We start from the raw sequence: 26,398 nt of genomic DNA on the forward strand, positions 1-26,398 counted from the left end.
CCACCGCCGCCGAAGCCGCCAAAGAAGTAATTCTTTCTAGCTATATTTCAGCGACAAATCGAGGCACATGCTCTTGGCGCGATCAGCGCAATACTCGTATGCCCCGTAGCCGTCGCTCCTTACGTTCACCGGCCGTTCACGCTTGGTTGCTGACGTTGCGGAAGCCAGTAAACCTACCGAATTCCGCGAATCTTCTGCTCCATTTCCATCTGTCGGCGGATCCGTTCGGCTGCATTGCTCGCATTGTCAGAGCGGGACAGGGCTGCCGAAGTGTCTTTGCCGAATGCGCCCCATGTGACCAAGCTAACTTCGAGCAGTTGCCCCTGCGTGACGAGTCTGCTTGGCAGGTCCCCGGAGTCATCCCATTCCGAGACTTCACAAATAAAGCCAATGCTTACCTCGCCGAGATCGCCGCGTCCGACAGTCGCCAATGCCTCCTGCCCATTTGGTGAATCAGGGTTTGGTGTGAGTGCATACCAAAGCCCTATAGCATCCGCCTTCACCGTGAGCGTGCCGTTGCCCACGCGTCCGAGTGGCTTGCTGACATCGTGGGACCATAACGCCACAACATCGGGATAGTCCCGCAATGATTTATCAAGGGAACCTCTAGCCCACCGCTCCTCCCACAACCCGCCAATGATGGCGGGCCTGTTCCACTGTATCGCGTAGCCCGAGATGAATGGTTCAGCCATCCTTTAGGCTCCGGAGGCGCCTTTCGGCTTTGGCTAAGCGTATCTTCCGAGCAATAACGTTCGCGCTGTCGGAGCATTCCCTGTGTCGCGTTTCACCAGGCATCCTGACCAGTTGCCGGCGCTTGTTAATGGTATCGCCAGTAGCCTTTTCGTACTCGCGATGTTCAGCCATTGCCGCCACCATGCTCAGCGACATACCGGGCCGCCTGGCCCGTGGTAAGGAAGAAGGCCACTTTGCCAGAACGCAGAGCGTCACATTCGACACCCTCGGCCTCTAGGTCGCGGAGCAGAGATTCCAGATCTGCCTGGGCGGCCAGCGCAACGTCAGTCGCGGTCGCAATGGCCGCTGCCCTCTTATCAAGCTCCCCCCGCACCGCCGAAATGACGGCACGCGAGGCATGGCTCAGCCGGCCGCGTTTTCGACGCTGGATAACGGCAAGAGCCTCATCGTGATCGTGCTCGGCATGCCGCAATTCGCGCAACTTTGTGCGGCGGTCTACCGCTGCCGTATCCTCGTCGCCGACCAACGTTGCGACGGAGCTGCGAAGGCGCGGTCCTTCGATGGCGCGCTCTGCCATGATGGCCGCTTCGACCTCAGCAATCTCCCCGCGGATAGTTCTGAGGCCGCCATTGATCGACAGTTCGCGCTCGCAAATGTCCTTGTACTCGGCGTCGATAGTGAGGGGCGGGATGGTGATCTGTGTGGATTGTTTTGCCATTTAATTCTTCTCCGAGAAAAGGTTTCGTGCCGCCAAGAGCAAGGCGGAGTGCGGGATGGTCGTGGCGCAGCGTTGCTTTCCGCTCTGCCAGTGGCCTGAGAGGCTTCCTGCCGGCTGAAAGCGGGCGACGCCATCTGGTGTGCGAAAGGAGACTTCCGGGAATGTCTCAACCACTTCGACGTCGAAACGCAGTTGCCCATCGCCATGAGCGGCGTTCCAAACGATGTCGTGCAACACATCAAAAGCGGTGCGCTGAGTCGACCGAATTGCTTCGGGCATCACGTTGACGTCGATACCATCGGGGACGCAGGAGCAGAGGTCGGCTGTTCGGTCAGCAACTGCGCGAAGAGGCGCACCAGATGCCAGCCCGAAAATGAGAAGTGCGAGGTCTGCCGGGCCGATCACCACAGCCACGCCAGGCGCCCCAGGCTCAAGCAATTTGGCCTCAAGCAAGCGCTCTGCCACGGTGCGAATGCGGGCGGCTGGAAATCCGCAATATTTTTCGATGGCCGCAACGGTCGCGGCGAGGTTGGCCATTTATGACTCCTAGAAATTTGGATTGTTGGGATGAAAAAGAGCCGCACACATCGGAAGGCGCGGCGGCTTGGTTGGTCCCGCCTGGTCTACTGAACCAATGCCGGGTTGCCGCTCGCTGAGGGATCGTACGGCAGGCAAGTCAGGGATCGAGCAAAAACCTGAGCGCCGATACAAAGGGCCACCCCACCACATGGTGGATGGCCCGTTTCGTTGCTCTATAGGTTTTTGCGGCCACGATTTGGCACAGCTATCCCCAAACGCGGGGGGAATCTCGAAAAGTCACAGGTCTCGTACCCGCCTTTCACACCGAAAAGAAATACGCCAAAACAACGGGTTGGTTGAAAGTCACGCAATAATCACGCTGCAAGTTGCATTTTCTGAATCGCTCCCTCTTGCCGAACCGGGTTCGGCATGATCCAGATAAGAAATCGGCCCGACACCGATTCTTCTTTTGAGTTTTTCAAATGGAGAATTGTATGCGCAGGCCTCCCCCAAAAAAGCGGAAGTGGTGGCACCTCTCGAGGGAAGAGGTGTTTAAGCTTATCCCACTGTTGCCGCTGCTTCTGAACCTGTTGCTGCACTGGTGACCCAGTTATTGTTGGCCACTGCGGTCCTTGCCCATGCGCCGGCTGCACGCAACTCCTTGCCACCGCGCCGATCGGCGCCACCGCCACGCGCACCAAACGCAATGCCGACATCAGCAACATTTCCGCCAGCCAGAATTACCTCAATCACGCTGTCCACCGCAGCGGGCGGCGTCTGGGTTTCTGATCCCTCCACTCGTCGGATGTCGCCTCGGCGCTTACCCTTCTTGGGTTGGCCAAGCCCGCCAGCAGCACCGATGAACGACGCTCCTTCGGCGATGGCCGGCAGGCATTTCGTGTACCTACCGAACCGGTACAGATCATAGTCGCCAGGCTGTCGCTGCGGTTTGATCGTTATCCCCCGTGAATCGCCATCCCATTGGCCAAGTCGTGCCGGTTGCAGATCAGAGTCGCCGAGGCGTGGCTGTATCGGCGGAAGCGCCAGATATGCATCCAGCGATCGCGGATCCGCATTCTTGCCGCGGGGTTTGCCGTCCTTGCGGCTGCGGTCAACGGCCAAGCCTTCGGCGTGGGCATCATTGTCGTTCGCAGCCACCGGCAGGCGCTCGCGCGCCAGGAGCCATAAAGCCGCGGCGCCAAGGGCGTCGTGCTTCTTGAGCCAATTCAACGCTGGCCTGCCGCCGCGGTAGCGAACGCGCACCGCTGGCACCGTTGGTTCGGGGTAGGCCCTCAGGAAAACGTCCGCTTCGGCCAGGATTTCCCTTCTACTCGATCTTTGCATCTCAACCTCCCTTTGCCTTGCCTTGCCGCCTCCTGGCGGGAACCATGTTGCGCGCTCGCGATTTCTCCCACGTCCAAAGGAGGTCGCTATGTTGCGATTGCTAGCCGCCATCGGCGCAGCTGTGTTGCTTTACAAACTCGGCCGTGAAGTCGGCCGCGTCGAGGGCCAGTTGTTCCCGCTACCGCCCGTCGATTACGAGCGTCGCCGGCTGAGGTCCCTCGATTACGAAGAGCTTTGAGTCGGGCCACCTAAGCCGCCGCCAATCGCCGATAAACCGCCAGCGCTTCCGGCATGCTCTCACCACCAGCTTGCGGATGCCAGCACGTGCAACCGGCAAGCAGCGGTTCAACCGGAGCTCCGGCATCCCCAAGCAAGTCGGCCAATCGCCGGAATTCCGGCCAGGCACTTTCTGGCGCCACAGGTTCGCTTTCAACATAGGCGCGGAATGCCTCCCGCAACGCTGGCGAGACCGGAAACTCAGCGCGCGCGGCTCGCTTGTTCGATCTTTGTCTAACTGGCAAAGCGGCGCCTCCCATTCGGTGGCCCGAACAAGGTGAGCGCATGCGGCGGCTCTTCTCGTGGATAGCGCTCCCGAGCCTGTTCGGTCGCGTACTCCGCAAGGAATGCGTCACCGCAACGGCGCCATGCAGCCCTGGCGATCTCTTCGTCTGGCTGGTCAATGCGCTCATCGACAATGCCGGCGTCCAGCAGGTGGCCAAAAAAATCGTGCCCCCATGCGAACCAGTCCCGCCAAACGGCAAGCTCGGCTGGCCGATGGCGATCTATTTTGCGACGTACAGGCATTAGCGGCGACCTGCGTAGTCCGCAGTGCGCGGCGGCCTTGGAGCGTCAGGTGCAGGCGCATCGATTGCCAATTCCCGCACAAGCCGGGCGAAGGCGATACGCGAGTCCCGTTCAACAGCCACCTCCGGGCGAGCACGCGGGCAGCCGAAGCGATCTGTGAACGTCATGCCGTCGCGATCAATGATTTCGCGCGCTTGAGTGCCGCGGTCTAGCGCCTCAGCAGCCAGCCGGAGCAGGTGAATATGATGCGCATCAAGGTCGTAATCTTCGACCACGGCCTTCCACCACTTTTTGGCTGGTTTCGACAGATGCGACGGTGGTTTGGGTGAGTTTTCGCTGGTTTGCATGACTTAATTTTTACCTTTTTTGGCCTCAACGCCTTGTGCTGAAAGGCGCGGTCGAATCTGGTTTGAATCGGGGCAGCGCGATTGTGCACTGTGGGGCCAGCGCGGTCCTAGGGATCGGCCGCCCCAGACCCTGACTCGCCCCCTACCGCACTGCACCATCGGCCGCTGTGCGCTGCACCATAGGTGCTGCCGGCTCGTCGTCGCGCCGGTCATTGTCGTTGTCGGCCATCAACCTCTTGAACTCGCTCCATGACATGCGCCTGCCTCGATAGGGTTTGTCGGAGTCGGACGGGTGGGTTGCTGCCATTGCTGCTCCTGTTCACGGTAGTCGCCTGACGTATGGCTCGGTTGCCAGCAGGCAGTCTTGGCCGGAATACATTTCCACGACATAGACGAACTCGCCGTCCTCATCTTTGGTGACACCAACAACCAAACACGGTTCCCAAGTTGACGTCATGGCGCCGCTGGCTTCGGATTTGTAGACCTGCCGCTCGGCTCGATATGCCTCGATTGCAAACATTGATGTGCTTTCATGGGTGTTCTCCTCTGTTGGATCGTGCCCGCAAGGGCGGGTTGCAGGTAGCCGGACAGGACGGACAGGTTCCTATATCCGCGTCCTGTCCGTCCGGCTTTAATGAACCGGACAAGACGGACAGTTGTTAGGTTGGGGACTTGTCCGTCCGGATTGTCCGGCATTAGTTTAGCTCTTGCTTAAGTGTCCGGCTTGCCGAACCAGATCGCTCCCTCGATTCCGAAGTCGCCCTTCACAATCCATTCCTTGCGCAGCCAGTGTTCCAGTGAACGGTTGAACGCCTTCAGTTTGCTGTCAGCGAGTCCGGCCTTCCGCGCATAGAACTGCTCGCGAATGGTTGCTATGTCCGCAGCCTTGACCTTCGGCCCTTCGCTGCCAAAGGGCGTCAGGTACGTTTGGGAGTCGATCAGAGCAGTTCGAATGATGCCCTCTAGAAGCCGGGCGTTATCTGGCGTCTTGCGCTCCTTGGGCTCATCGCTGGCAGGCGTGTCGTCGGCCACCATCTCGTCAATGATGGCGGCCGTAACGTCGCCAACCTGCACAGACGTATAGCGAACCCTGCCAATGTTCCGCTGCCCAGGCCCGGTACGGTTCTTGCCCACATAGACTGTGTACCATCCGCCATCGCCATCCAGCAGCACCAGCTCAAGAGCGGTCACGGCCTCGAGCGTTTCGCCCTTAGTAGCCTTTGTGTTTTCGCGGTTGGTGTGGTTGAGCACCGCAATAACGACACCCTCCGACTCCGCTACTTCGCGCAGGCCGTTGAGTGCCGGCGAGGTATACTTGTCATCAAGTACCGATTGCCCGCCCAGCGCAGCGCGCAAGGTGTCAACAACCAGCATGACGTGGCGATCGGGATCCAGTGCCTTTGCCTGCTTCACTATCTCCTTTGCGATAGCCACTGCCTTTTTCGGATTCGTAAGAGGGAATCCCTCGGCCGACTTCACGATCTTGATGCTCGTGTTGCCGATGGCCTCCAAACGATTGGCGACGTCGCTGCCATCTTCCGCCGCGATGTACGCCACTGTTGTCTGCTTCGTATCACGTCCGAAAAAGGGCTCGCCTCTATCCAATGTGTCGGCTATCGCCACCATCAGGGCGGTCTTACCTGCACCAGGTCTGCCGCCCACGGCGATCAGCGTGCCGGTTCGGACAAGCCCCTTGATGATGGCGTCTGCCGTGCCGTGTTCCTGTGCCTTAAACTCTTCGTAAGATAGAAGCTGGATGCCGTTGTTATCGTTTGCCGCCTCCAGCGGCTTAAAGGGCTTGCCGGGCTCATTCTTCACTTTGATTGTTGGAAGTGGCGCCATCATGCGGCCTCGCGAAGGTCGGCGAAGTCACCCTTTAACGGCGCGGCCATCGTCACCTCGACGCCGGCCGCGTGCCAGCGCTCGCCACAGACATTGGCCGCATGCAGGCCGGTCTTGTCTTGGTCGGCAAAAATAGTCAGCGATTCGATGCCTGTAAGCACGGGAAGGACGGCCATTGATCCGGCCGATAAGCATGCCCAAACAGGCCGGAATGGCACAGCCAAGGCCGTCTCAATGCCTTCCGCGATTGCCAGGCCGGTCGACGCGTCTTCGTCAGACGACAGGCGCACAACCGCGCCCCTGGCTCGGCCAAGCATCTTCCGGTCGACCTTCCGACCATCGGCTTCAAGGAAGGTTCTGTGCACGCCGCACGGCTCGCCCGTGACGGCATCTGTCATCAGTGCCACCATCATCCGCTTGGCGGGGTGAAAGCGAAGCTCGTCGCCGCCGTAAGTAAGTCCACGGCTGGCCAGATAACGTTCGGCAAGCGTGTCTGGCAGCGGCACAGCTTCGGCCCAGATTCGGGCCGCAATATCGATACGGCGATTCTCATCAATGAGCGCGGTATGGTCAGATTGAGGGCTGTCGTTGACGGCAATTGGGCGTCGCTCGTCGGACAGGCCAAGCGCGCCCTTCACGTGATCGCGGCAGTCCTTCCAGTCGTCACCCGAAAAGGAACGGCAGATGAATGTTCCGTCCGGCTTGAATGTCACCTGCAGACTGCGGTCACGCCTGCTATGGCCGGGGCCAGGGCAATGGATGCTGTTTCGGCCGGTCACGTCCCCACCAAGGGCTGTGGCGGCCTGCTTAAGATTGATGGTGATCAAGATAGGCACTCCAAGCTGCGCTTGCCGCGCGCGTGATTTGTTCTGCTAGCTCACGTGTGAAAGTGGCCACGCGTACGCCGTGGCTGTTAGGCGCATAGGCAAGGAATTTGCCACCATCGCCGTTTACAAGGCGAACGCCGTACAGCCTGCAATTGTCGGTCAATTGCACGTCGAAGTGCGCAACAGTGCGCCCCACGCCCGGCGGCGCAGGTCTGATGTCCAATACTCTCAAGGGGGGTTGTTCCCGTTGTGGGTCGGGGTTGCGGCGCCCGTTGGTTCGGGCGTGTTTTATGGTTACTGCCCGCGGCGCCCTTGAGGTGGGTTGCTAGGGTCAGTCGATTGATGGTGTCGCGTTCCTCTCCCGTTCCGCAGCAAGTGCCGCCGCGACCTTCTGTAGTGCTGCGATGATCGCCTCGGCCTGATGATGCGGCTCCGGGCCGCGCAGAAGAACGGTGTCCTCGCTTTCCAGATCGGCGACGGGGCCGAAAAGCTCGCCGATCGCCTCGCGGATCATGTGCATCGCGGCATGGTGCGGCTCAATGGCGTCGGCGTAGTCACTCATGCTACCGCCCTCGCCGCGATCCGGCTATCAATCCAGGCCTCAACCTCGGCGCGGACGTAGGCAATGCGCCGCTCGCCGAGACGCACTGGTTTCGGGAACTCTCCGGCGTCCGCCATGAGAGTCAGGAGGGGGCGGGAAAGGCTGGTCGCTATGGCTGCGTCTTTCGGCGCCATCAATCGCGGCGCATTGTCATTCGATGCGGCAGGCATTTTACACCCAAGGGGTTGACTTGATGAAAGCTAGGGGTTTACACTGATGCTTAAATAGCGCTTGGTGCGCTCAGCGTAACCGGGCATTATGGGGTTTTCGCCTCTCAAGTCAATACCGAAAATGCGCCTATTGCGCTTTTCCGCAATATTCCTCCCAATCGCTCATTAGGTTCCGGCGCTTTTCGAGCGCGTCCAAGCGCCGATAAGCTGCCTCTGTCTTGTCCTTCAATGTGTGTGCCAATGCGGTCTCGATCAGATCGCGTGGATAAGACGTCATGTCACCAGCCCAATCTCTGAAGCTTGATCGCAAGCCATGTAGCGTTGCTCCCTTGTCGGGCGAAGCCAGTCGTAGAGCCTTAACCATGGCCGTGTCCGATATCGGAATCCCTTCCCGCCCACCGTTGAACACGAGGTCGCCTGTGGCCGCTTGCTTCTGGCTGCGGAGGATAGACAAAGCGCGATCCGACAAAGGGACGCGATGTTCGCGGGAGGCCTTCATGCGGCTCGCGGGGATCGTCCACACGGCGGCATCAAGGTCGACCTCGCCCCAAGTTGCGCCGCGCACCTCGCCGCTCCTGGCGGCCGTCAGGCAGGCAAATTCAACCGCTCTCGCCGACGTGCCAGACGATCGTCTTAGCTTCCCGATCGCCGCTGGAATGGCTTTGTAATCGAGCGCCGCATGGTGACCGCGGGTGAGCTTTTTCCGCGCCGGGAGAAGCTCCTTCAAACCGCCACGCCAATCGGCAGGGTTGTCGCCAGCGTAAAGCCCCCTCGCCTTTGCGTGGTCGATCACTGCGGCAATTCTCATTCGGAGGCGGTCTGCCGTTTCGGGGATCTTGTCCCATATCGGCTTCAGCGTCTCAACCACATCGTCGCGGGTGATGTCGGCGATCGGGCGATTGTGAAGTGGCTTGGCATAGGCATCGAGCGTCATCCGCCATTGCGCCTTGTGCTTCTCGTTTCGGAAGCCGGCTTCCTTGACCGCAATCACGTCGTCCATGACACCGAGGAAGGTCTTGGCACCAACTAGGTCTTCGCCCCTGGCCAGTCGCAGGCGGATAGCCTCGGCTTTCTCACGGGCCAAGGCCAGACTTACAGGTGCCGTCCCCTGACCGTATCCGCCGAGGCCCAATTCCTTCCTTGCTGTCCCCCGCCTGAAGATGAAGAACCATTGACGGCTTCCCTCCTTGCGCACACGCAGAAATAGTCCGTCGCCGTCGCTATGGATGCCGACCGGCAAGGTTCGAATCCGGGTTTCAGAGAGTTTGTTGCGAGCCATTTCGATTCCCGTTGCCATAACCGAGTTATGGAAAATAGGGAAAATACGGCAATTAGCAAGATCAATGCACTAGTAATTTCAAAGGTTTACGCCGATAGGCGGTCACTCCCTCCGCCATTTCGGTCCCTGAGTGGACACCGCGCACGGAGCGCCGTGGCGGGCAAGGACAGGCGCAAGGCGGCAGGCGCGGATTGCCGGATAAGGGGGGCGCCGACGCGCGCCCATCATTCCGCTTTCCGGCCAAGCCTCGGCGATACCGCCAGGCCGAGAAAGACCATCACCGCCTGATTGAGCCGAACCATATCCTCGTCGTCGAGCCGCCCGATCCGGTCGCCGACCTTCGACTTCGGAACCGAGGTGATCTTGTCCACCATCAGCCGAGAAGGAGAGCGCAGCCCGTTGCTCTCGTTCGGCTCCACCGGAAGCCGAAATAACGGCGCATCGGTCGGGTCCGTGGTGAAGGCGCAGACCGTGATCGAATCCGTGGCGTCAAAGCTGTCATCCTGCACGATGACGGCCGGGCGCGGCTTGCCCGCATAGTCCCTGCCGCCGGAGACGGTCCAGACCTCGCCCCGCCTCATTCATCGTCCCAGCCGGATACCGCGTCTATGAACGCCTGATCCTCGGCCGCACGGGCGCTCGCGGCCACCGCCGCCGACTGTCGGTGCGCTTCGGACTTAAACGACGCGGCGCGCACGTCCGGCACCCAAATCTGGATGGGCCGCAGGCCCTGGGCGCGTAGCCGCTCCCGATGTTCCTGCACCTTCACACGCGTGGGCTTCGCGCTTCTTGCCGATGCCATGAGTCATTCTCCGCAATAGTTACATGTAACCTAGCATGGACAACGCGTTGCGACCAGCCTTTTCGCGGCCGCCAGGAAGCGCAAGTCCGACTGGTTCAGTTGCCTGAAATCCGTGGATTCCGGCATCGACGACATAGACATTCCACGCATATTAGCGAGTCTGCAGCTTGAGGCGATCAAGGGTTGCAGACGGTGCATTCGTTGGAGCCGATGCGGCGCTGGCAGCCGAAAGCGGTAAACCACCGTTTATTTGATTTATCGGACAAAATATGCTGCTTGTCGCGCCCATGAAAAAGCTCTGCCTGATGGTTCTGGCGTCGCTGACGCCGGTCTTGCCGGCCAAGGCGATGGACAATGCGTTGCGCGCCGGCCTGATGAAACTCGATCCGCAGACCCGCCTCGAGCAGCGCTGTGACGCCGAGGTGCTCGACCGGATCAGCCACGACGATCGCAACTACAAGGCCGACCGCGTCGTGGCCTACGCCTTCGCCACGCCGCAGATGAGCGCCGATGCCATCAAGAGCTCGGGCGCCGCCTTCCGCAGCAATGGCCAATGGTACCGGCTGAAGTTCAAATGCCAGACCGCGCCGGACCATATGGAAGTGCTGCAGTTCCGCTACAAGATCGGCGACGAAATCCCGGAATCCGACTGGGCCAAATATAATCTCTACGACTAGAGCAATTCCAGGGAAAGTGCGTAGCGGTTTCCCGTCCGGAATTGCGTCAAAACAAAGAGATAGAGCGGTTCGCCGTTTCCGTGAAACGGTGAAACGCTCTGGTTTTCGGCCTCGCCAGCTTGCCGGCGACCACCCTAGATCCTTGGGGGCTTGCGCTGCCGGCCTTGTTTTCCGGCGATGTCCAACCCTGCGTCTTGACGCCGATGGACCGTGCCTTTAGGCCCGTCCCGGTAGAGGGCTACGCTCATTTCAGGCAAGGATTTCTAGTCGATGGAAATATTCACTGCCGCAGGCCTTTCGGCTCTCCTCCAGGTCGTTGCAATCGATCTCGCGCTTGCCGGCGACAACGCAATTGTGATCGGCCTCGCGGCATCTGGCCTTCCCGTCGATCAGCGCAAGCGCGCCATCCTGGTCGGCATCGCGGCGGCTACCGTCCTGCGCATCGTTTTTGCCCTGATCACGCAATGGCTGCTGAGCATTGGCCCGATGCTGCTCATTGCCGGCGGGCTCCTGCTTCTGTGGGTATGCTGGAAGATGTGGCGCGAGCTGCGCGTCAGCCACGAGGATGAGCGCGACGCGACAGAAGCGCTGTCGAACGGCGATTATAACAAGGACGGCAAGATCGCCGGCAAAGGCCCGCGCAAGACCTTCTCGCAGGCTGCCTGGCAGATCGTCATCGCCGACGTCTCGATGTCGCTCGATAACGTGCTCGCCGTCGCCGGCGCAGCCATGAAGCATCCCACGGTGCTGATCATCGGACTGGTCCTTTCGATCGCGCTGATGGGCTTTGCCGCATCCTTCGTCGCGCGCCTGCTGCACAAATACCGCTGGATCGCCTATGTCGGCCTGCTGATCATCCTCTATGTCGCGGTGAACATGCTTCTGGGAGGCGCCGTGCAGCAATTTCCCGACCATTTTGCTTTCCTGGCGCCCTGGTTCGGATCGGACGGCCACTGACGCTCTTTCAAGGCGAGCATCTGCCGTCTCGCCCCTTGTCATGGCCGGCTGGCAGGTTTGCTTCTGTGCCGAAGCGTGCTATTGCGCCGCGCGAAATGGCTCAAAGCCGCGCGCCGTAGATCGATCTTCGGAGCCTGAAGCTCCTCGATCTCGCCCTCATCTCTTGGAAAACAAATTTATGTCCGCCCCACGCGTCAGTTTCGTCAGTCTTGGATGCCCGAAGGCGCTCGTCGATTCCGAGCGCATCATCACGCGGCTGCGCGCCGAGGGCTACGAGATCGCACGCAAGCATGACGGCGCCGACCTCGTCGTCGTCAACACTTGCGGCTTTCTCGATTCCGCCCGCGACGAATCGCTCAACGCCATCGGCTCCGCGCTTTCCGAAAACGGCCGCGTCATCGTCACCGGCTGCCTCGGCGCCGAGCCGGAGGTCATCCGCGAAAAGCATCCCAACGTGTTGGCGATCACCGGCCCGCAGGCCTATGAAAGCGTGATGGCGGCGGTGCACGAGGCGGCGCCGCCCAGCCACGATCCCTATATCGACCTGTTGCCGCCGCAGGGCGTGAAGCTGACGCCGCGCCACTACGCCTATCTGAAGATTTCCGAGGGCTGCAACAACCGCTGCACCTTCTGCATCATCCCGGCGTTGCGCGGCGATCTCGTCTCGCGCCCGGCCGCGGACGTGCTGCGCGAAGCCGAAAAGCTCGCCAAGGCCGGCGTCAAGGAGATCCTGGTCATCTCGCAGGACACCAGCGCCTACGGCATCGACATCAAGTACCAGACGTCGATGTTTGGCGATCGCGAGGTGCGGGCGAAATTCCTCGACCTCGCCGAGGAGCTCGGCAAGCTCGGCATCTGGATACGCATGCATTATGTGTACCCCTACCCGCATGTCGCCGACGTCATTCCGCTGATGGCGGACGGAAAGATCCTCCCCTATCTCGACATTCCCTTCCAGCACGCCTCGCCACAGGTGCTGAAGAACATGCGACGCCCCGCGCATGGCGAAAAGACGCTGGACCGCATCCGCGGCTGGCGCGAGGTCTGCCCGGATCTCGCCATCCGCTCGACTTTCATCGTCGGCTTCCCCGGCGAGACCGAGGACGATTTCGAGATGCTGCTCGACTGGCTGGACGAAGCCAGGATCGACCGCGCCGGCTGTTTCAAATATGAGCCGGTCAAGGGCGCGCGCTCCAACGACCTCGGGCTGGAGCAGGTGCCGCAGGAGGTCAAGGAAGCGCGCTGGCACCGCTTCATGCAGCGCCAACAGAAGATCTCGGCAACGCAGCTCGCCAAGAAAGTCGGCAAGCGCCTGCCGGTGCTGATCGACGAGGCGCATGGCACATCCGGCAAAGGCCGCACCAAATACGACGCGCCGGAGATCGACGGCTCCGTGCACATCCAGTCGCGGCGGCCGCTGCGTGCCGGCGAGATCGTCACGGTCAAGATCGACCGCGCCGATGCTTATGACCTCTACGGCTCGGCCGTCTGACGGCCCACGCGGACCCACGCAGCATAAAAAAGGGCGCCTGCGGCGCCCTTTTTCTTTCGGCTCAGCGATTTGCCGCTTACTGCGGCAGCTTGTCGTCGATGCCCTTGACGTAGAAATTCATGCCGAGCAGCGTGCCGTCGTCGGCGACCTCGCCGTCCTTCAGCCAGGGCGAACCATCCTGCTTGGAGACAGGTCCGGTGAAGGGGTTCCAGCCGCCGGCGATCTTCTTCTCGGTCGCCTCGGCCATCGCCTTCACGTCGTCAGCCATGTTGGTGTAGGGGGCGAGCTTGACGGCGCCGTCCTTGATGCCGAGCCAGACATTGTCAGGCTTCCAGGTGCCGTCGAGCGCCGCCTGGACGCGGCTGATGTAATACGGGCCCCATTCGTCGGTCAGCGAGGTCAGCTGCGCGTGCGGTGCAAACTTGATCATGTCGGACGACTGGCCGAAGCCGTGCAGCTTGCGCTCCTCCGCGACCTGCAGAGCGGCGGTCGAATCGGTGTGCTGGACGATGATGTCAGCGCCCTGGTCGAACAGCGCCTTGGCGGCGTCGGCTTCCTTGCCGGGATCGAACCAGGAATTCACCCACACGATCTTCACCTTGAAGTCGGGATTGACCGACTGCGCGCCGAGCATGAAGGAGTTGATGCCCATCACCACTTCCGGGATCGGGAAGGAAACGATGTAGCCGGCGAGGCCCTTCTTCGATTCCTTGGCCGCGATCTGGCCGAGCACATAGCGGCCTTCATAGAAGCGGGCATTGTAGATTCCGAGATTGTCGCCGGTCTTGAAGCCGGTGGCATGCTCGAACATCACCTTGGGAAACTTCTTGGCGACCTTCACTTCTGCATCCATGAAGCCGAAGGAGGTGCCGAAGATGATCTTGCACTTCTCGCGTGCCAGGCGTTCGAAAGCGCGGTCGGCGTCGGGACCCTCCGAGACGTTTTCGAGATAGGCGGTCTCGACCTTGTCGCCGAGCGCCTTCTCGACTTCGAGCCGGCCCTGGTCGTGCTGATAGGAGTAGCCGAAGTCGCCGATCGGACCCGTATAGACCCAGCAGGCCTTGAGCTTGTCGGCGGCCTGGGCGGTTGCCGCCAGGGACAGGGCCGCGGCCGTGGTCATCAACGCAATAAGCAGTTTTTTCATTGTGTTACCTCTCTGAGTTAAGCCTTGGAGCTTCCCGTCTTTTTGTTGTTGTCAACGATCCGGAACAAATGGCTGCCCCAACGAAGCCGGCGTGTTCATCATCGTCAGCCGCTTGTTGCGCGAGATTAGAACGAGAACCACGACGGTTGCCAGATAGGGCAGCGAAGAAAGCAGTTGGGCGGGGAACGATTTTATGAAAGCAATGACCTGATAGATCACCCATGGGGCATTGATGAAGCTCTGAAGGTCGATTGCTTGCACGTGAAGCTGGCCGATCCAAATGGCGCCGAAGATGTAAGCGCCGGCCAGCACCCGCCACGGGCGCCAGGAAGCGAACACCACCAGCGCCAGCGCGATCCAGCCGCGGCCAGCGCTCATATTCTCGACCCATTGCGGCGTGTAGACCAGCGACAGGTGGCCGCCGGCAAGGCCGGCGCAGGCGCCGCCGAAGATCACTGCGAGATAGCGGTAGCGGATGACCTTGATGCCGAGCGCATGCGCCGAGGTATGGCTGTCGCCGATCGAGCGGAGCGTCAGGCCCGTGCGCGTCTTGAACAGGAACCACATCACCGCCGCGGTCAGCACGATCGAAATGTAGAACACCGGGTCCTGGCCGAAGACCAGCTTGCCGACTACCGGGATCGAGCTGATCCCCGGGATGTCCAAATTGGGCAATCTCACGCCCGGCTGGCCGACGAAGCTGGTGCCGATCATGCCGGAGAGGCCGAGGCCGAGCAGGGTCAGCGACAGGCCGGTCGCCACCTGGTTGGTCGCGAGCGACAGCGTCATGACGGCGAACAGCAGCGAAAACAGCGCGCCGACGATGATAGCTGCTAGCAGGCCGATCCACGGCGATCCGGTGAGGTAACCGGCGCCGAAGCCGCCCACGGCGCCCATGATCATCATGCCCTCGACGCCGAGATTGAGCACGCCCGAGCGCTCGACCACCAGCTCGCCGATCGCCGCGATCAGAAGCGGCGTCGCCGCGGTCGCGATGGTCAAAAGGATGTTGACGGTGATGTCCATCAGCGAGCCTCCTCGAGCTTGGGCGCCGCTTCGAGCGCCGCGCCCTTCGGCTTCGTCAGCGCCATGCCGATCAGGCGGATGCGGTAATGGATGAGCGTGTCGCAGCCGAGCACGAAGAACAGAAGCATGCCCTGGAACACGCGCGCCACTTTGTCGGAAATACCGAGCGCGCTCTGCACCGCCTCGCCGCCGAGATAGGTCAGCGCCAGCACCAGGCCCGCCGCGACGATGCCCAGCGGATTGAGGCGCCCAAGGAAGGCGACGATGATGGCGGTGAAGCCGTAGCCGGGCGAGATCACCGGCTGCAACTGGCCGATGGCGCCGGAGACCTCTGAAATGCCCGCCAGACCGGCCAGCGCGCCGGACAGAAGGAAGGCGAAGAACACCATCTTGTTGAAGCCGAAGCCGGCAAAGCGCCCTGCCCTTGGGCTTGACCCCAGCACGCGGACCTCGAACCCTTTCAGCATGCGGCTCATCATCAGCCAGATTGCTACCGCGGCGACCAGCGCGAAGACGAAACCCCAATTGGCGCGGCCGGCATCCGGCATCAACTCAGGCAGCACGGCGGAATCGCCGAACTGGATGGTTTGCGGGAAGCCGTGGCCTTGCGGATCGCGCCATGGGCCGCGCACCAGCCAGTCGAGGAAAAGCTGCGCGACATAGACCAGCATCAGGCTGGTGAGGATCTCATTGGTGCTGAAGCGCGTCTTCAGAAGCGCCGGGATCGATGCGTAGAAGGCACCGCCGACCATACCGAGCAGAAGCATCAGCGGGATCACCAGCGGGCCTTCGAACTGCGGGAACAGCACCGGGATGATCGAGCCGAAGATCGCGCCGAAGATGAACTGGCCTTCGGCGCCGATGTTCCAGATATTGGCCCTGTAGCAGACCGACAGGCCGACCGCGATCAGGATCAGCGGCGCTGCCTTGATCGCCAGCTCATGCAACTGCCAGACCTGGCTGACCGGCTCGACGAAATAGATCTCGAAGGCGTTGAGCGGATTGACGCCGAGCAGCGCAAACATGATGGCGCCGGCAATGATCGTCAGCACGAAGGCGATGAAGGGCGAGAGCATCGAGAACAGCGCCGAGCGCTGCGGGCGTTTGACGAGTTCGATGCGCATCATGCCACCTCCATCCTGTGTTCGGCGTGGCCCGGCTCGGCGCCGCCCATCAACAGGCCGATCCGCTCGAAAGTCGCCTCGGCAATCGGCAGCGGCGTCGACAATTCGCCGTTGTGCATGACGGCGATTGCGTCCGACAGCTCGAACAATTCGTCGAGGTCCTGGCTGATGACCAAGACAGCGGAGCCGCTGCGGGCAAGCTCGATCAGGGCCTGGCGGATGTGAGCGGCAGCACCGGCGTCGACGCCCCAGGTCGGCTGGTTGACGATCATGACGCTCGGCTTGCGGTCGAGCTCGCGGCCGACAATGAATTTCTGCAGATTGCCGCCCGACAATGCGGCGGCCTCCGGATCGGGCGCGCTCTTGCGCACGTCCATGGCTTTAATGATGCGCTGGGCAGCGCTGTAAACCGCGCTGTTCTTCACCGTGCCGCCCGAACCGACGAAAGCCTTGCCGTCAGTGGCGTGACGAGACAGAAGCAGGTTCTCCGAAAGCTTCATGCGGGGTGCTGCGCCATGGCCGAGCCGCTCCTCCGGCACGAAGGCGGCCCCCATCAGCCGCCGGCCGGTGATCGACAGGCCGCCGGCGTCCTTGCCGCGAATGCGCACGGAACCGGTATCCTGCTGCAGCACTTCGCCGGAGACGGATTCGAAGAACTCGCCCTGGCCGTTGCCGGCCACACCCGCGATGCCGATCACTTCGCCGGCACGTACGGTGAGGTTGATGTTCCTAAGTGGGATGGCGAAGGGCGTCGCCGGCTTGCGGCTGAGGCTGCGGATTTCCAGCAGCGCCGGCGCCGTTTCGATGCCTTCCGCCGGCGCACGCACCACCGCCTTCACCTCGCTTCCGACCATCATGCGGGCAAGCGATGCGGCCGTCTCCTCACGTGGATTGCAGTGGCCGACGACCTTGCCGTGGCGAAGCACCGTGGCGCGGTCGCAGATTCGTTTGACCTCTTCCAGCCGGTGCGAGATGTAGAGGATCGATTTGCCTTCCGAGCGCAGGCGCTCCAGCGTCTCGAACAGCTTGTCGGCCTCCTGCGGCGTCAGCACCGAGGTCGGCTCGTCGAGGATGATGAGCTGCGGCGTCTGCAGGAGGCAGCGGATGATCTCGATGCGCTGGCGTTCGCCGACCGAAAGATCTCCGACCAGCGAATCCGGATCGAGCGGCAGGCCGTAGCTATAGGACAATGCCCTCGCCTTCGCGGCGATGCTGCTGATCGGCGAACCATCATTGAGCGAAAGCGCGATGTTCTCGGCCGCGGTCAGCGCCTCGAAGAGCGAGAAATGCTGGAACACCATGCCGATGCCGAGCTTCTTGGCCGCGCCCGGGTTGGTGATCTTGACCGGCTTGCCGTCCCAGAAGATCTCGCCCGAGTTCGGCTCGAGCGATCCGAACAGCATCTTGACCAGCGTCGACTTGCCGGCGCCGTTCTCGCCGAGCAGCGCGTGGATCTCGCCTTTTGCGATATTGAGATCGATGTGATCGCACGCCGTCAGCGTGCCGAATATCTTGGTTAGGCCGCGAACCTCGAGCAGGTTCGCCCTGTCATGATTTGCACTCACAGTGCCTCCCATCCGGTTTCCCAGACATGTTCTGTGTTCCCGAAAGCATGGTATGCGCGGCCGGCTCCAGTCGGAAAGCAGCACCCGACTTGAAAGAGCTTCAAGAATTTCAGCGGAAACTCAAGGGCTAAGATAGATCTCTTGAGAACAACGGCAAAATCCGCGTCCCTTTTCAGGCAAGCCGTGCCTTCGGGCTCGGCAAGCCGCTGAAAAACAAGGCAGCCCGAAAGAGCACCGTGCCGAAGGGTGTAAAGCGGTTTTCCGTCCGGAATTGCGATAGAGCGGTACGCCGCTTCCGTGAAGCGCTTTAGGGAATGAGGACGGTCGTTCCCGTCGTCTTGCGGGCTTCGAGATCAGCCTGCGCTTTTGCGGCATCCTTCAGCGCATAGCGCTGATTGATCTTGATCTCGACGGCGCCGCTCTTGACCACGTCGAAAAGCGCTTCGGCCGACTTCACCAGATCCTCGCGCCTGGTATTGTAGACAAAGAGCGTCGGCCGCGTCGCATAGAGCGAGCCTTTCTGCGCCAGCAGCGATATCGAGAAAGGCGGGATCGGCCCCGACGACTGGCCGAAGCTGACGAACATGCCGAGCGGCCGCAGGCAATCGAGCGATGCCGGAAAAGTGTCGGCGCCGACGGAATCGTAGACGACGTCGCATTTCTTCCCGCCCGTCAGCGCCTCGACGCCGGCGACGAAATCCTGCTCTTTGTAGTTGATGACGTGATCGAAGCCGTGCGCCCGCGCAAGCTCGATCTTGTCGGCGGAACTCGCGGTGCCGATCACGGTCGCGCCGAGATGCTTTGCCCATTGCCCGAGGATCAGGCCGACGCCGCCGGCGGCTGCGTGGTAGAGGATCGTGTCACCGGCCTTGACGGGAAAGGTGCGGCGCAAGAGGTATTCGGCCGTCATGCCCTTCAGCATCATCGCCGCCGCTTGCTCGTCGCCGATACCGTCCGGCACTTTGACCACACGGTCGGCCGCGATCACCCGTTGCTCAGCGTAAGCCCCGACATTGACGGCATAGGCGATGCGGTCGCCGGGCTTCAGCCAGTCGACGCCGGGGCCGAGCGCCAGCACGACGCCCGCTGCCTCGCCGCCTGGGATCAGCGGAAAACCGCCGAGTGGCGGATAAAGCCCGGAGCGATAGTAGACGTCGATGAAGTTGAGGCCGATTGCCGTGTGCCGGACCAGGATCTGGCCTTCTCCCGGCTGGCCGGGGTCGGCGTCTTCATAGGCCAGGACTTCGGGGCCGCCATGGGCGTGGATGCGGATTGCCTTGGACATCGCTCAGCTCTCTGAAGGGTAAGTGCACAAATCTGGAAACATGATTGCGAAAGGGAGAACCGACTTTCGGAAAATCATGCCGATATACAGCTAGGGCCAGGATGACCATTCAGCCAAAAATATCCTGATCCAGGATCAGGACTTCTTGGCGCCCAGATTGGGAAACATCTGCATGATGCCTCCGATGCAGGCGAGATAGAGGCCGGTGATCGTGATGCCGATCTTGGTGAAGTTGCTGACCTGCTCTCCCAGCACGCCGATCTTGTCATAGAAGGCGGCAAGTGCTGCCTGCGCCAGCGCCAGCGCGCCAAAGGCGCACCACAAAAGCGTCATAAAGAGATTGACCGGTCTCAGCCGCACGACACGCACCGGATGGATGAAGTTGATCGGCATGAAGGTCAAAATGCCGGCAACCACCACCACCGCGAAAGACACCCATTGCCCAGGCTCGATGACGAAGAGCGTGAACACCACCATGTTCCAGACGACGGGAAACCCTTTGAAGAAGTTCTCCTTCGTCTTCATGCCGGTGTCGGCATAGTAGATCGCGCTGGAGACCACGATGATGGCCGCCGACAGGAAGGACAGATTCTCGCCCATGAAGCCGCGCTGATAGAGCGCGAAGGCCGGAATGAGCACGTAGGTGACGTAGTCGATAATGTTGTCGAGGAGCTCTCCCGACCATGTCGGCAGGATTTCCTTGACCTCGAGCTTCCTGGCGATCGGGCCGTCGATACCATCGACGAAAAGCGCCAGCCCCAGCCACCAGAACATCGCCGTCCAGCGTTGCTCGCTCGCCGCGGCCAGCGACAGGAAGGCAAGGAACGATCCCGACGCGGTGAGCAGATGCACGGAGAACGCGCGCGCCTGCGGCCACGTCACCTTCTTCTTCGGCAATGGGATCCGTTGCGCGATCTTCTTTGCTGCCTTGCCGGCCCTTGTGTTCTTGCTCACGGTCCCCGCCAGTCCAGCTTGCAGATTTCGGCCGAGCGGCCGGCGAAATTCCAGTTGCGGCCGAAGGCGCGCATCTTGCTCTTGTCGGACTTCGCCACGATGATTTCCGGCGCGATCCAATATTCCGAATTGGCGATCACCGTATCTTTCTCACGGTCCTTACCAGGAATGGGCGTCACTGCGCCGTCGATAACCTTGGGAATCTGGAAGACGCGCGTCTTGTCGTGCGTCTCGTAGGTGATCGGCACCTGCTCGACGCCGAGGAATTTCCCGACGAGGATCGACAACAGCGAGGTGGTGCCGCCGGCCTTGCCGGTGAAAATCTTGGTCAGCGCCTTCGCCGCATAGATCGACGCGCGCTTGTCGATGAACAGGCCGGCCGTCCAGTTGCCGCGGCTCATATAGCCGGGAATTTCCATGATCAGGCCGAGATTGAGGCCCGACAATTCGACCTCGCCAAAATGGCCCGCATCGATGCGGAAGCCTGCCCATGTCTGGCAATAGCCCTCGGTCGGCGGATGGCTGCCAAGCGACAGCACGCAGGGACAGAAAACCGTGCAATTGCAGGAGAGTACCAGCTCCCCTTTCATTGCCCAGCTTTTGTCGGTCATCGAATTCTCCCTCACGCCGAAACTAATAGCAGGGCAGCCGCCCACACAAGCAGTATCGCACCGGCAACACGGCTGGCCACCCTGCCGGCGGTCTGTTTTTCGATCAGCGTGAACAGGCCGATCAGCGCCATCCAGAAGACGTTCATCGCCCCGACGGCAAACATCACCAGCATCAGCGCCCAGCAGCAACCGAGGCACCAGACGCCCTGTTCCAAGCCGAGCCGGAAGATGCGGCCTGGTTTCGCGCTCCACCTGGCGAACAGGATCGAGAACGGATTGCGGCACTTTTCCAGGCACGCCTGTTTCAGGCCGCTGAATTGATAGAGGCCGGCGACAAGCAGCGCGATAGCGCCGGCAAGCCCGACGGCGGGGTCGAGCATCCGGCCGGAACCGGCAAAGGCGTACACCGCGAGCGTCAGCACGCTGAAACCCACGGATGCGCCGAGCCATGTGGCGAGGTATCCGGCGACAAGCACCAGCGGATGAACGACCGGCTCTCCCTTGATCTTCGCAGTATCGGCGATTTCGCAATAGGTGCGGATCAGCGGCGCCGCCGAAGGCAGCATCGTCGCCACGGCCATCAGGAACCACATCAGCACAAGCGCCGGCGCTTGCAGGCCGGCCATGCCGGCAAGCGGCGCCGGCGCGAGGCAAAGAGCGAAGAACCGGTCGAGAAAATCCGGCAACGGCAGGCCCGGCAGATTTTTCAGCAGCATATCGCCGGGGGCGCCCACGGGGTTGCCTTCAGCGCCGCGTATCGCCATTGCGCCGAGAAGCAACCACGCAAGGGCGATGCCGATACCGATCGTGAGCATGACTGCGAGGCGCGGGCTGCGCGCCACGCCAGCCGTGGCGCGGCCGGCGCGGTCGAGATGACTGAAATCATGCTGCTCGCCGCTCATGGCAATCGAATGGGCTGAATCGCCGCGTTGATCAAGCCGGCCAATCTGCCCTATATCCGGACAAAGGCCCGACGGGTCGCCTCGCATTGTGGAAGCCTGGCGTGGAGCACAACGACAAAGCCCGCATCCTGGTTGCCGGCAGCGGTCCGGCCGGCTTGATCGCCGCGCTCGGCTTCGCCGAGGCCGGCTTCGAAGTGACGCTGGTCGGCCCTGAGGCCAACACCGCCGACGGCCGCACCACCGCCCTCATGAACCCCGCCCTGAAAGTCCTTGAACGACTGGGCATCCTTGCCGAACTGAGGCCGCAGGCCGCGGCGCTCAAGGTGATGCGCATCGTCGATGCCACAAGGCGGCTGATCCGCAGTCCAACCGTGACCTTCCGCGCCAGCGAGATCGGCGAGGAACAATTCGGGCTCAATCTGCCGAACAAGGCCCTGATCACAATTCTTGCCAAGGCGGTTTCAGCTCATGATCGCATTCACTGGCTGAAATCCACCGTCGAGTCATGGCGCCTGGACGCCGATCGGGCCCATGCCCGGCTGGCCGACGGCAGCGAACTCTCAGCATCGCTTGCTGTCGCCGCCGACGGACGCCTGTCGCTGGCGCGGGAAGCCGCCGGCATTCGCGCCTTTGCGCGTCCCTATCCACAGTCGGCGCTTGTGCTCAATTTCGGCCACCGCAGCGAGCACGGCTTCGTTTCAACCGAGTTCCATACCGAGACAGGGCCGTTCACGCAGGTGCCGCTGCCCGGCAGGCGCTCGAGCCTTGTGTGGGTGGTGAGGCCGGAGACCGCGCGGGAGCTTGCCGCGCTCGACGATGCAATCTTGTCGGGGCGTATCGAGGAGCAGATGCAATCGATGCTTGGCCGGGTCTCTGTCGAGCCGGGCCGCCAGGTCTATCCTTTGTCGGCCGCTTCGCCCGGTCGCTTCGCGCAAAACCGCGTGGCCCTGGTCGGCGAGGCAGCGCATGTGTTTCCGCCGATCGGCGCGCAAGGCCTCAACCTCGGCATCAGGGATATCGACGATCTGATTGGAATCGCGAGTGAAAACAGCAATGATCCAGGATCGCGCCGAAGCCTTGCCGCCTATGACACGAGGCGCCGGCCTGACATTTGGGCGCGCAGCGGCGCCGTGAACCTGCTCAACATGTCGCTCTTGTCCGACATGCTGCCGGCGCAGCTGGCGCGCAGCGCCGGCCTTAGTGCGCTTGGCGGCTTCGCGCCGCTGCGCGCCTTCTTCATGCGCGAGGGGCTGCGGCCGGGCAGCGGCTTTCGCGCCATTGCCGGCGGCCTAAGAAAAGAAGTCGGCCGGTAGTATTCCAAGGCCGATGATGCCGGAATTTTTTCGCTCAGGCGGAAAACTCCCGCGCGGGCTAACCCGTTGCTTCAGCCAAGCAGTTGGCTATTGAACTGCGGCCGCGTCTGCGCCAAATAGGCACCAGCCGAAAGTCGGGGTCGATTTTTGGCCGGGTGATGTGTAAATTCAAGGCCTTAGGCGCCTTGCGCGCAGCCACGACAGGCGCCTCGGACCCTAAGTGGTGAATGTGATGAAAACGGCCAAATTCTCGATCGGGCAAGTGGTTCGCCACAGGCTGTTTCCATTCCGCGGCGTGATCTTCGACGTCGATCCCGAATTCGCCAACACAGAGGAATGGTACGAGGCTATTCCGGCCGACGTGCGTCCGCGCAAGGACCAGCCTTTCTACCATCTTCTGGCGGAAAATTCAGAGACTGAGTACATCGCCTATGTGTCCGAGCAGAACCTGCTCGAGGACCGGTCGGGCGAGCCGGTGCGGCATCCGCAGATCGGCGAGATGTTCGACAAGCTGCCGGACGGCCGATACGAGCCGAAGCGCCAGTCGAAGCACTGAAGCGCTAACGAACGTCGCCTAGGGCGCGCGGCGCGGGGCAATAAAAAAGCGGGGCATTTGCCCCGCTTTTGTTTCCGAGAAACGCGCTCGCGCGATCAGTTTGCGGTCTTGGCCTTGTCCTGCTCGTCCTTGAGCTTCTTGGCGAAGTCCTGATTGTTCTTGGCGACGAAGTCCTGCAGCTTTTTCTGCCGGTCCTCGATGTCCGACTGCTGCAGCGGCGGGCCGTCATAGGCGCCGCTGAAGCCGGTGAGCGCGATCTTGATCGGGTTCGGCTGGTTCTGGAAGTTGATCGAGGTGAGCGTGATGCCCTGCCCCTTCTTGAAGGAAGCGACGAGCTGGTCGCTCAGCGGCACTTCCGCCACGCAACGATCCGGGAAGCAGATCACATAGTCCAGCTTCTGCGCCTTGCCGGCATCGATCTGCAGCGCAATTCCGGGAGGCACGAGGCGGCCGGTCGGCACCGTGACCTGGAAGACCTTGCGGTTCACCTTGCCCTTGAGCTCGATCAGGCTGACGCCGGTGACGAGCTGGCCGTTGCCGGCCGTGACGATGTTCTGCACATTGCAAATGTCAACGTCTTCCTGCTTGGTGCAGGCCTTGAACCAGCCCTGCGGGATCTGCGGCTGCTGTTGGGCCGAGGCGGTGAAAAGCCCGGCGCCCAGAACGCCGACCACGCCTGCGGCCAGCACCGAAAGGCGGTACGCGTTGATCGTCATATGGTGCACTTTCCTCTCAAATGATCCCGGGGACCGGCTTCTTCGTGCCGTGTGGTCCAGCTACCTGTTGCCCAAATGAGGCAACAGGATGACTTCGGAGCGCGTGTTACACTGCCAGCGACATCGAATCCAGCCCGGTTTCCGCGATTTCTTCGCGGTTCGATGCCCCAGGGCAAGCATCGATCGGCGCTGGAGCGGCGGAACCCGATTCCCATTGGCGCGCCGATTCAATCGGATAGCGAAATGCTCTAGGGTGCATGGCGAATCACAAAGCCGTCCGGCAAGGAGACGGTCATGGACCGCGTTCTCGTCCGGCTGATCGCCGCGACCTCGTTTCTGGCTCTTTCGCTCCTTCCTGCACAGTCGGAGCCGAAGCACGGCTTAGCCATGCAAGGCGAGCCGGCGCTGCCGCCCGATTATCAGCATTTCGACTACGTCAATCCGGTCGCGCCGAAAGGCGGCAGCGTCACTTATTGCGTCGTCGGCTCCTTCGACAACCTCAATCCCTTTATCCTGAAAAGCCTGCGCACCACAGCGCGCGGGATGATCGATACGGTTTACGGCAATCTCGTCTTCGAGCCGCTGATGCAGCGAAACTATGACGAGCCCTTCAGCCTCTACGGGCTGCTTGCCGATAGCGCCGATATGGACCCGGAGCGAAAGAGCATCGAGTTCCATCTGAACCCCAATGCAAAATGGTCGGACGGCCAGCCGGTGACGCCGGAGGACGTGCTGTTCACCTACGACGTCTTCGCCGCGAAGGGCCGCCCGCCCTACAGCGACCGCATGAGCATGATCGCCAAGCTGGAGAAGACCGGCGGGCACAGCGTGAAGTTCACCTTCAACGACAAGGCCAATCGCGAATTCCCGCTGATCGTCGCGCTGACGCCGATCGTCCCCAAGCACGCCTTCGACAAGGACACGTTCGACAAGACCACGCTGAAGCCGCTGATCGGCAGCGGTCCCTACACCGTGGACAAGGTGCTGCCGGGGCAGCGTATCGTCTTCAAGCGGAATCCGCATTACTGGGGCAAAGACATTCCGTCGAAGCGCGGCTTCGACAATTTCGATCAGGTCACGATCGAGTATTTTCTCAACGCCAACGCCAAGACGGAAGCATTCAAGAAAGGAATTTGCGCTCTCGATGACGAGACCGATCCGGTCAAGCGTGAGCGCGACATCGACTTTCCAGCCTTCCGAAAGGGTGATGTGAAGGAAGAATATTTCACCACCGGCATTCCCCCGGTTGTGACCGGCTTTCTGTTCAACACCCGGCTGCCCAAATTCGCCGATCCCGTCGTCCGCCGCGCGCTCGGCATGCTCTACGATTTCGAATGGACGAACAAGAATCTGTTCGGCGGCAAGTTCAACCGCACCATGAGCTATTGGCAGAATTCCGAGCTTTCGGCGCTCGGCCACCCCGCGGGCGATCGCGAAAAGGCGCTGCTTGCGCCCTACCCCGGCCGCGTGCCGCCCGACGTGATGGACGGCACTTGGCGCCCACCCGTGACGGATGGTTCAGGCCAGGACCGCAAGGTGCTCAAAGCCGCCTTCGACTTGTTGAAGAGCGCCGGCTTCCACGTCCAGGACGGCAAGATGCTCGATCCGCAGGGAAACCGGTTCGGCTTCGAGATCCTGACCTCGTCGCAAGACGAAGAGCGGCTGGCGGCCGTCTATCAGCGCACACTGGAAAAGATCGGTATCGGCGTCGGCATCCGCACCCTCGACGGCGACCAGATCCAGTCGCGCAAGCAGCGTTTCGACTTCGAGGTTCTGATCGGGACGAGCGGCTTCAGCAATTCGCTGTCGCCCGGCAGCGAGCAGGTCGGCCGCTGGGGATCGGTCGCCGCGAAAACGGAAGGATCGTTCAACCTCGCCGGCGTCGCCGATCCGGCGATCGACGCCGCGATCGACGCGATGCTGAACGCCCGCACCAAGGAAGACTATGTCGCCGCGGTGCGCGTGCTCGACCGGCTGCTGATCTCAGGCAGCTACATGGTGCCGATGCAGTACAACACGCAGCAATGGGTCGCTTACTGGAGCTATCTGGAACATCCGCAAAAGACCCCCATATTCGGCTACCAGCTGCCGACCTGGTGGCGAAAGCCCAACTGAGGCAGGCCCGACCGG

At 61.6% G+C, this 26,398-nt stretch carries 31 protein-coding genes; 8 read left to right on the top strand and 23 right to left on the bottom strand.

Translation table 11 applies throughout. The features are described from left to right. Positions 1–173: 173 nt before the first annotated feature. The 4 genes from LB552_RS15095 to LB552_RS15110 all read right to left on the bottom strand — a co-directional run bounded on the left by LB552_RS15095 (position 174) and on the right by LB552_RS15110 (position 3,274). On the bottom strand, positions 174–692 hold the full coding sequence (locus tag LB552_RS15095; RefSeq protein ID WP_224607721.1) for an HK97 family phage prohead protease: 519 nt from the start codon (positions 690–692) through the stop codon (positions 174–176). Between the two features lie 164 nt (positions 693–856). After that, a complete protein-coding gene (locus LB552_RS15100) occupies positions 857–1,411 on the bottom strand; it encodes a hypothetical protein (RefSeq protein ID WP_224607724.1) in 555 nt (184 codons plus the stop codon). Continuing rightward, positions 1,412–1,948, bottom strand: a complete 537-nt coding sequence (locus LB552_RS15105; protein ID WP_224607726.1) for a hypothetical protein — start codon at positions 1,946–1,948, stop codon at positions 1,412–1,414. A 540-nt stretch (positions 1,949–2,488) separates the two neighbouring features. Then, positions 2,489–3,274 carry a hypothetical protein gene (locus LB552_RS15110; protein ID WP_224607729.1) on the bottom strand — a complete coding sequence of 262 codons (786 nt, stop codon included), beginning with the start codon at positions 3,272–3,274 and terminating at the stop codon, positions 2,489–2,491. Positions 3,275–3,362: 88 nt separating this feature from the next. On the opposite strand from LB552_RS15110, the gene LB552_RS15115 reads away from it, so the two are divergent. Together LB552_RS15115 and LB552_RS15120 are read left to right on the top strand one after the other, a co-directional pair. Continuing rightward, positions 3,363–3,512 (top strand): hypothetical protein, encoded by a 150-nt coding sequence (locus LB552_RS15115; RefSeq protein ID WP_224607732.1) that lies wholly within the window; start codon positions 3,363–3,365, stop codon positions 3,510–3,512. A gap of 323 nt (positions 3,513–3,835) precedes the next feature. Then, a complete protein-coding gene (locus LB552_RS15120; protein WP_224607735.1) occupies positions 3,836–4,081 on the top strand; it encodes a hypothetical protein in 246 nt (81 codons plus the stop codon). Here LB552_RS15120 and LB552_RS15125 read toward each other — a convergent pair. The 10 genes from LB552_RS15125 to LB552_RS15170 form a co-directional block, all read right to left on the bottom strand. After that, positions 4,078–4,425, bottom strand: coding sequence for a hypothetical protein (locus LB552_RS15125; RefSeq protein ID WP_224607738.1), 348 nt, complete (start codon positions 4,423–4,425; stop codon positions 4,078–4,080). The two genes, LB552_RS15120 and LB552_RS15125, sit on opposite strands and share 4 nt — an antisense overlap. 142 nt (positions 4,426–4,567) lie before the next feature. Continuing rightward, positions 4,568–4,732, bottom strand: coding sequence for a hypothetical protein (locus LB552_RS15130; RefSeq protein ID WP_224607741.1), 165 nt, complete (start codon positions 4,730–4,732; stop codon positions 4,568–4,570). Between the two features lie 12 nt (positions 4,733–4,744). Beyond that, on the bottom strand, positions 4,745–4,945 hold the full coding sequence (locus tag LB552_RS15135; protein ID WP_224607743.1) for a hypothetical protein: 201 nt from the start codon (positions 4,943–4,945) through the stop codon (positions 4,745–4,747). A gap of 191 nt (positions 4,946–5,136) precedes the next feature. Then, positions 5,137–6,270 (bottom strand): AAA family ATPase, encoded by a 1,134-nt coding sequence (locus LB552_RS15140; protein WP_224607745.1) that lies wholly within the window; start codon positions 6,268–6,270, stop codon positions 5,137–5,139. Further along, positions 6,267–7,094: a toprim domain-containing protein gene (locus LB552_RS15145; RefSeq protein ID WP_224607748.1), complete on the bottom strand. Its 828-nt coding sequence runs from the start codon at positions 7,092–7,094 to the stop codon at positions 6,267–6,269. Before LB552_RS15145 ends, LB552_RS15140 begins: the two co-directional genes overlap by 4 nt. Before the next feature lie 331 nt (positions 7,095–7,425). Then, positions 7,426–7,656: a hypothetical protein gene (locus LB552_RS15150; RefSeq protein WP_224607751.1), complete on the bottom strand. Its 231-nt coding sequence runs from the start codon at positions 7,654–7,656 to the stop codon at positions 7,426–7,428. Next, positions 7,653–7,865 (bottom strand): helix-turn-helix transcriptional regulator, encoded by a 213-nt coding sequence (locus LB552_RS15155; RefSeq protein WP_318012042.1) that lies wholly within the window; start codon positions 7,863–7,865, stop codon positions 7,653–7,655. The genes LB552_RS15150 and LB552_RS15155 overlap by 4 nt, the downstream gene beginning before the upstream one ends. 127 nt (positions 7,866–7,992) lie before the next feature. Further along, entirely contained in the window at positions 7,993–9,144 is a 1,152-nt protein-coding gene (locus tag LB552_RS15160; RefSeq protein ID WP_224607755.1) for a tyrosine-type recombinase/integrase, read from the bottom strand. A 224-nt stretch (positions 9,145–9,368) separates the two neighbouring features. After that, entirely contained in the window at positions 9,369–9,725 is a 357-nt protein-coding gene (locus LB552_RS15165; protein ID WP_224607758.1) for a type II toxin-antitoxin system PemK/MazF family toxin, read from the bottom strand. Next, positions 9,722–9,946, bottom strand: coding sequence for an antitoxin MazE family protein (locus LB552_RS15170; RefSeq protein ID WP_224607761.1), 225 nt, complete (start codon positions 9,944–9,946; stop codon positions 9,722–9,724). Before LB552_RS15170 ends, LB552_RS15165 begins: the two co-directional genes overlap by 4 nt. A 269-nt stretch (positions 9,947–10,215) precedes the next feature. Here LB552_RS15170 and LB552_RS15175 point away from each other — a divergent pair, with 269 nt between their 5' ends. The 3 genes from LB552_RS15175 to rimO all read left to right on the top strand — a co-directional run bounded on the left by LB552_RS15175 (position 10,216) and on the right by rimO (position 13,072). Next, positions 10,216–10,623: a DUF930 domain-containing protein gene (locus LB552_RS15175; protein ID WP_224607764.1), complete on the top strand. Its 408-nt coding sequence runs from the start codon at positions 10,216–10,218 to the stop codon at positions 10,621–10,623. Between the two features lie 270 nt (positions 10,624–10,893). Next, positions 10,894–11,580: a TerC family protein gene (locus LB552_RS15180; RefSeq protein WP_224607767.1), complete on the top strand. Its 687-nt coding sequence runs from the start codon at positions 10,894–10,896 to the stop codon at positions 11,578–11,580. A 178-nt stretch (positions 11,581–11,758) separates the two neighbouring features. Next, positions 11,759–13,072, top strand: a complete 1,314-nt coding sequence (gene rimO, locus LB552_RS15185; protein ID WP_224607768.1) for a 30S ribosomal protein S12 methylthiotransferase RimO — start codon at positions 11,759–11,761, stop codon at positions 13,070–13,072. A 76-nt stretch (positions 13,073–13,148) separates the two neighbouring features. Here the strand turns inward: rimO and LB552_RS15190 are convergent, their stop codons facing one another. From LB552_RS15190 to LB552_RS15225, 8 genes are all read right to left on the bottom strand, one after another. Continuing rightward, a complete protein-coding gene (locus LB552_RS15190) occupies positions 13,149–14,216 on the bottom strand; it encodes a BMP family ABC transporter substrate-binding protein (protein ID WP_140700241.1) in 1,068 nt (355 codons plus the stop codon). 51 nt (positions 14,217–14,267) lie between these two features. After that, positions 14,268–15,242, bottom strand: a complete 975-nt coding sequence (locus LB552_RS15195) for an ABC transporter permease (protein ID WP_224607771.1) — start codon at positions 15,240–15,242, stop codon at positions 14,268–14,270. Beyond that, positions 15,242–16,369: an ABC transporter permease gene (locus LB552_RS15200; RefSeq protein ID WP_224607774.1), complete on the bottom strand. Its 1,128-nt coding sequence runs from the start codon at positions 16,367–16,369 to the stop codon at positions 15,242–15,244. Before LB552_RS15200 ends, LB552_RS15195 begins: the two co-directional genes overlap by 1 nt. Further along, a complete protein-coding gene (locus LB552_RS15205) occupies positions 16,366–17,943 on the bottom strand; it encodes an ABC transporter ATP-binding protein (protein ID WP_224607777.1) in 1,578 nt (525 codons plus the stop codon). The genes LB552_RS15200 and LB552_RS15205 overlap by 4 nt, the downstream gene beginning before the upstream one ends. 295 nt (positions 17,944–18,238) lie before the next feature. Next, the gene (locus LB552_RS15210; protein WP_224607780.1) at positions 18,239–19,216 is read right to left on the bottom strand and encodes a quinone oxidoreductase family protein; all 978 of its coding nucleotides are present in this window, start codon (positions 19,214–19,216) and stop codon (positions 18,239–18,241) included. A gap of 135 nt (positions 19,217–19,351) precedes the next feature. Beyond that, positions 19,352–20,170, bottom strand: coding sequence for a phosphatidylcholine synthase (gene pcsA / locus LB552_RS15215; protein WP_318012043.1), 819 nt, complete (start codon positions 20,168–20,170; stop codon positions 19,352–19,354). After that, on the bottom strand, positions 20,167–20,781 hold the full coding sequence (locus LB552_RS15220; RefSeq protein WP_224607782.1) for a DUF1326 domain-containing protein: 615 nt from the start codon (positions 20,779–20,781) through the stop codon (positions 20,167–20,169). Before LB552_RS15220 ends, pcsA begins: the two co-directional genes overlap by 4 nt. A gap of 11 nt (positions 20,782–20,792) precedes the next feature. After that, on the bottom strand, positions 20,793–21,683 hold the full coding sequence (locus tag LB552_RS15225; protein WP_224607785.1) for a DUF2182 domain-containing protein: 891 nt from the start codon (positions 21,681–21,683) through the stop codon (positions 20,793–20,795). 101 nt (positions 21,684–21,784) lie between these two features. On the opposite strand from LB552_RS15225, the gene LB552_RS15230 reads away from it, so the two are divergent. After that, the gene (locus tag LB552_RS15230) at positions 21,785–22,996 is read left to right on the top strand and encodes a UbiH/UbiF family hydroxylase (protein ID WP_224607788.1); all 1,212 of its coding nucleotides are present in this window, start codon (positions 21,785–21,787) and stop codon (positions 22,994–22,996) included. 232 nt (positions 22,997–23,228) lie between these two features. Further along, positions 23,229–23,552 carry a heat shock protein HspQ gene (gene hspQ, locus LB552_RS15235; protein WP_040983419.1) on the top strand — a complete coding sequence of 108 codons (324 nt, stop codon included), beginning with the start codon at positions 23,229–23,231 and terminating at the stop codon, positions 23,550–23,552. 95 nt (positions 23,553–23,647) lie between these two features. On the opposite strand, the gene LB552_RS15240 is transcribed toward hspQ, so the two are convergent. Next, positions 23,648–24,268, bottom strand: a complete 621-nt coding sequence (locus tag LB552_RS15240; RefSeq protein ID WP_095765425.1) for an invasion associated locus B family protein — start codon at positions 24,266–24,268, stop codon at positions 23,648–23,650. 294 nt (positions 24,269–24,562) lie between these two features. Between LB552_RS15240 and LB552_RS15245 the strand changes: the two genes are divergently transcribed. Beyond that, positions 24,563–26,383: an extracellular solute-binding protein gene (locus LB552_RS15245; RefSeq protein ID WP_224607791.1), complete on the top strand. Its 1,821-nt coding sequence runs from the start codon at positions 24,563–24,565 to the stop codon at positions 26,381–26,383. The last annotated feature ends 15 nt before the right edge of the window (positions 26,384–26,398 follow it).

The organism is Mesorhizobium sp. CA7, from assembly GCF_020165015.1.
In the GTDB taxonomy this organism is placed as follows: Bacteria; Pseudomonadota; Alphaproteobacteria; order Rhizobiales; family Rhizobiaceae; genus Mesorhizobium.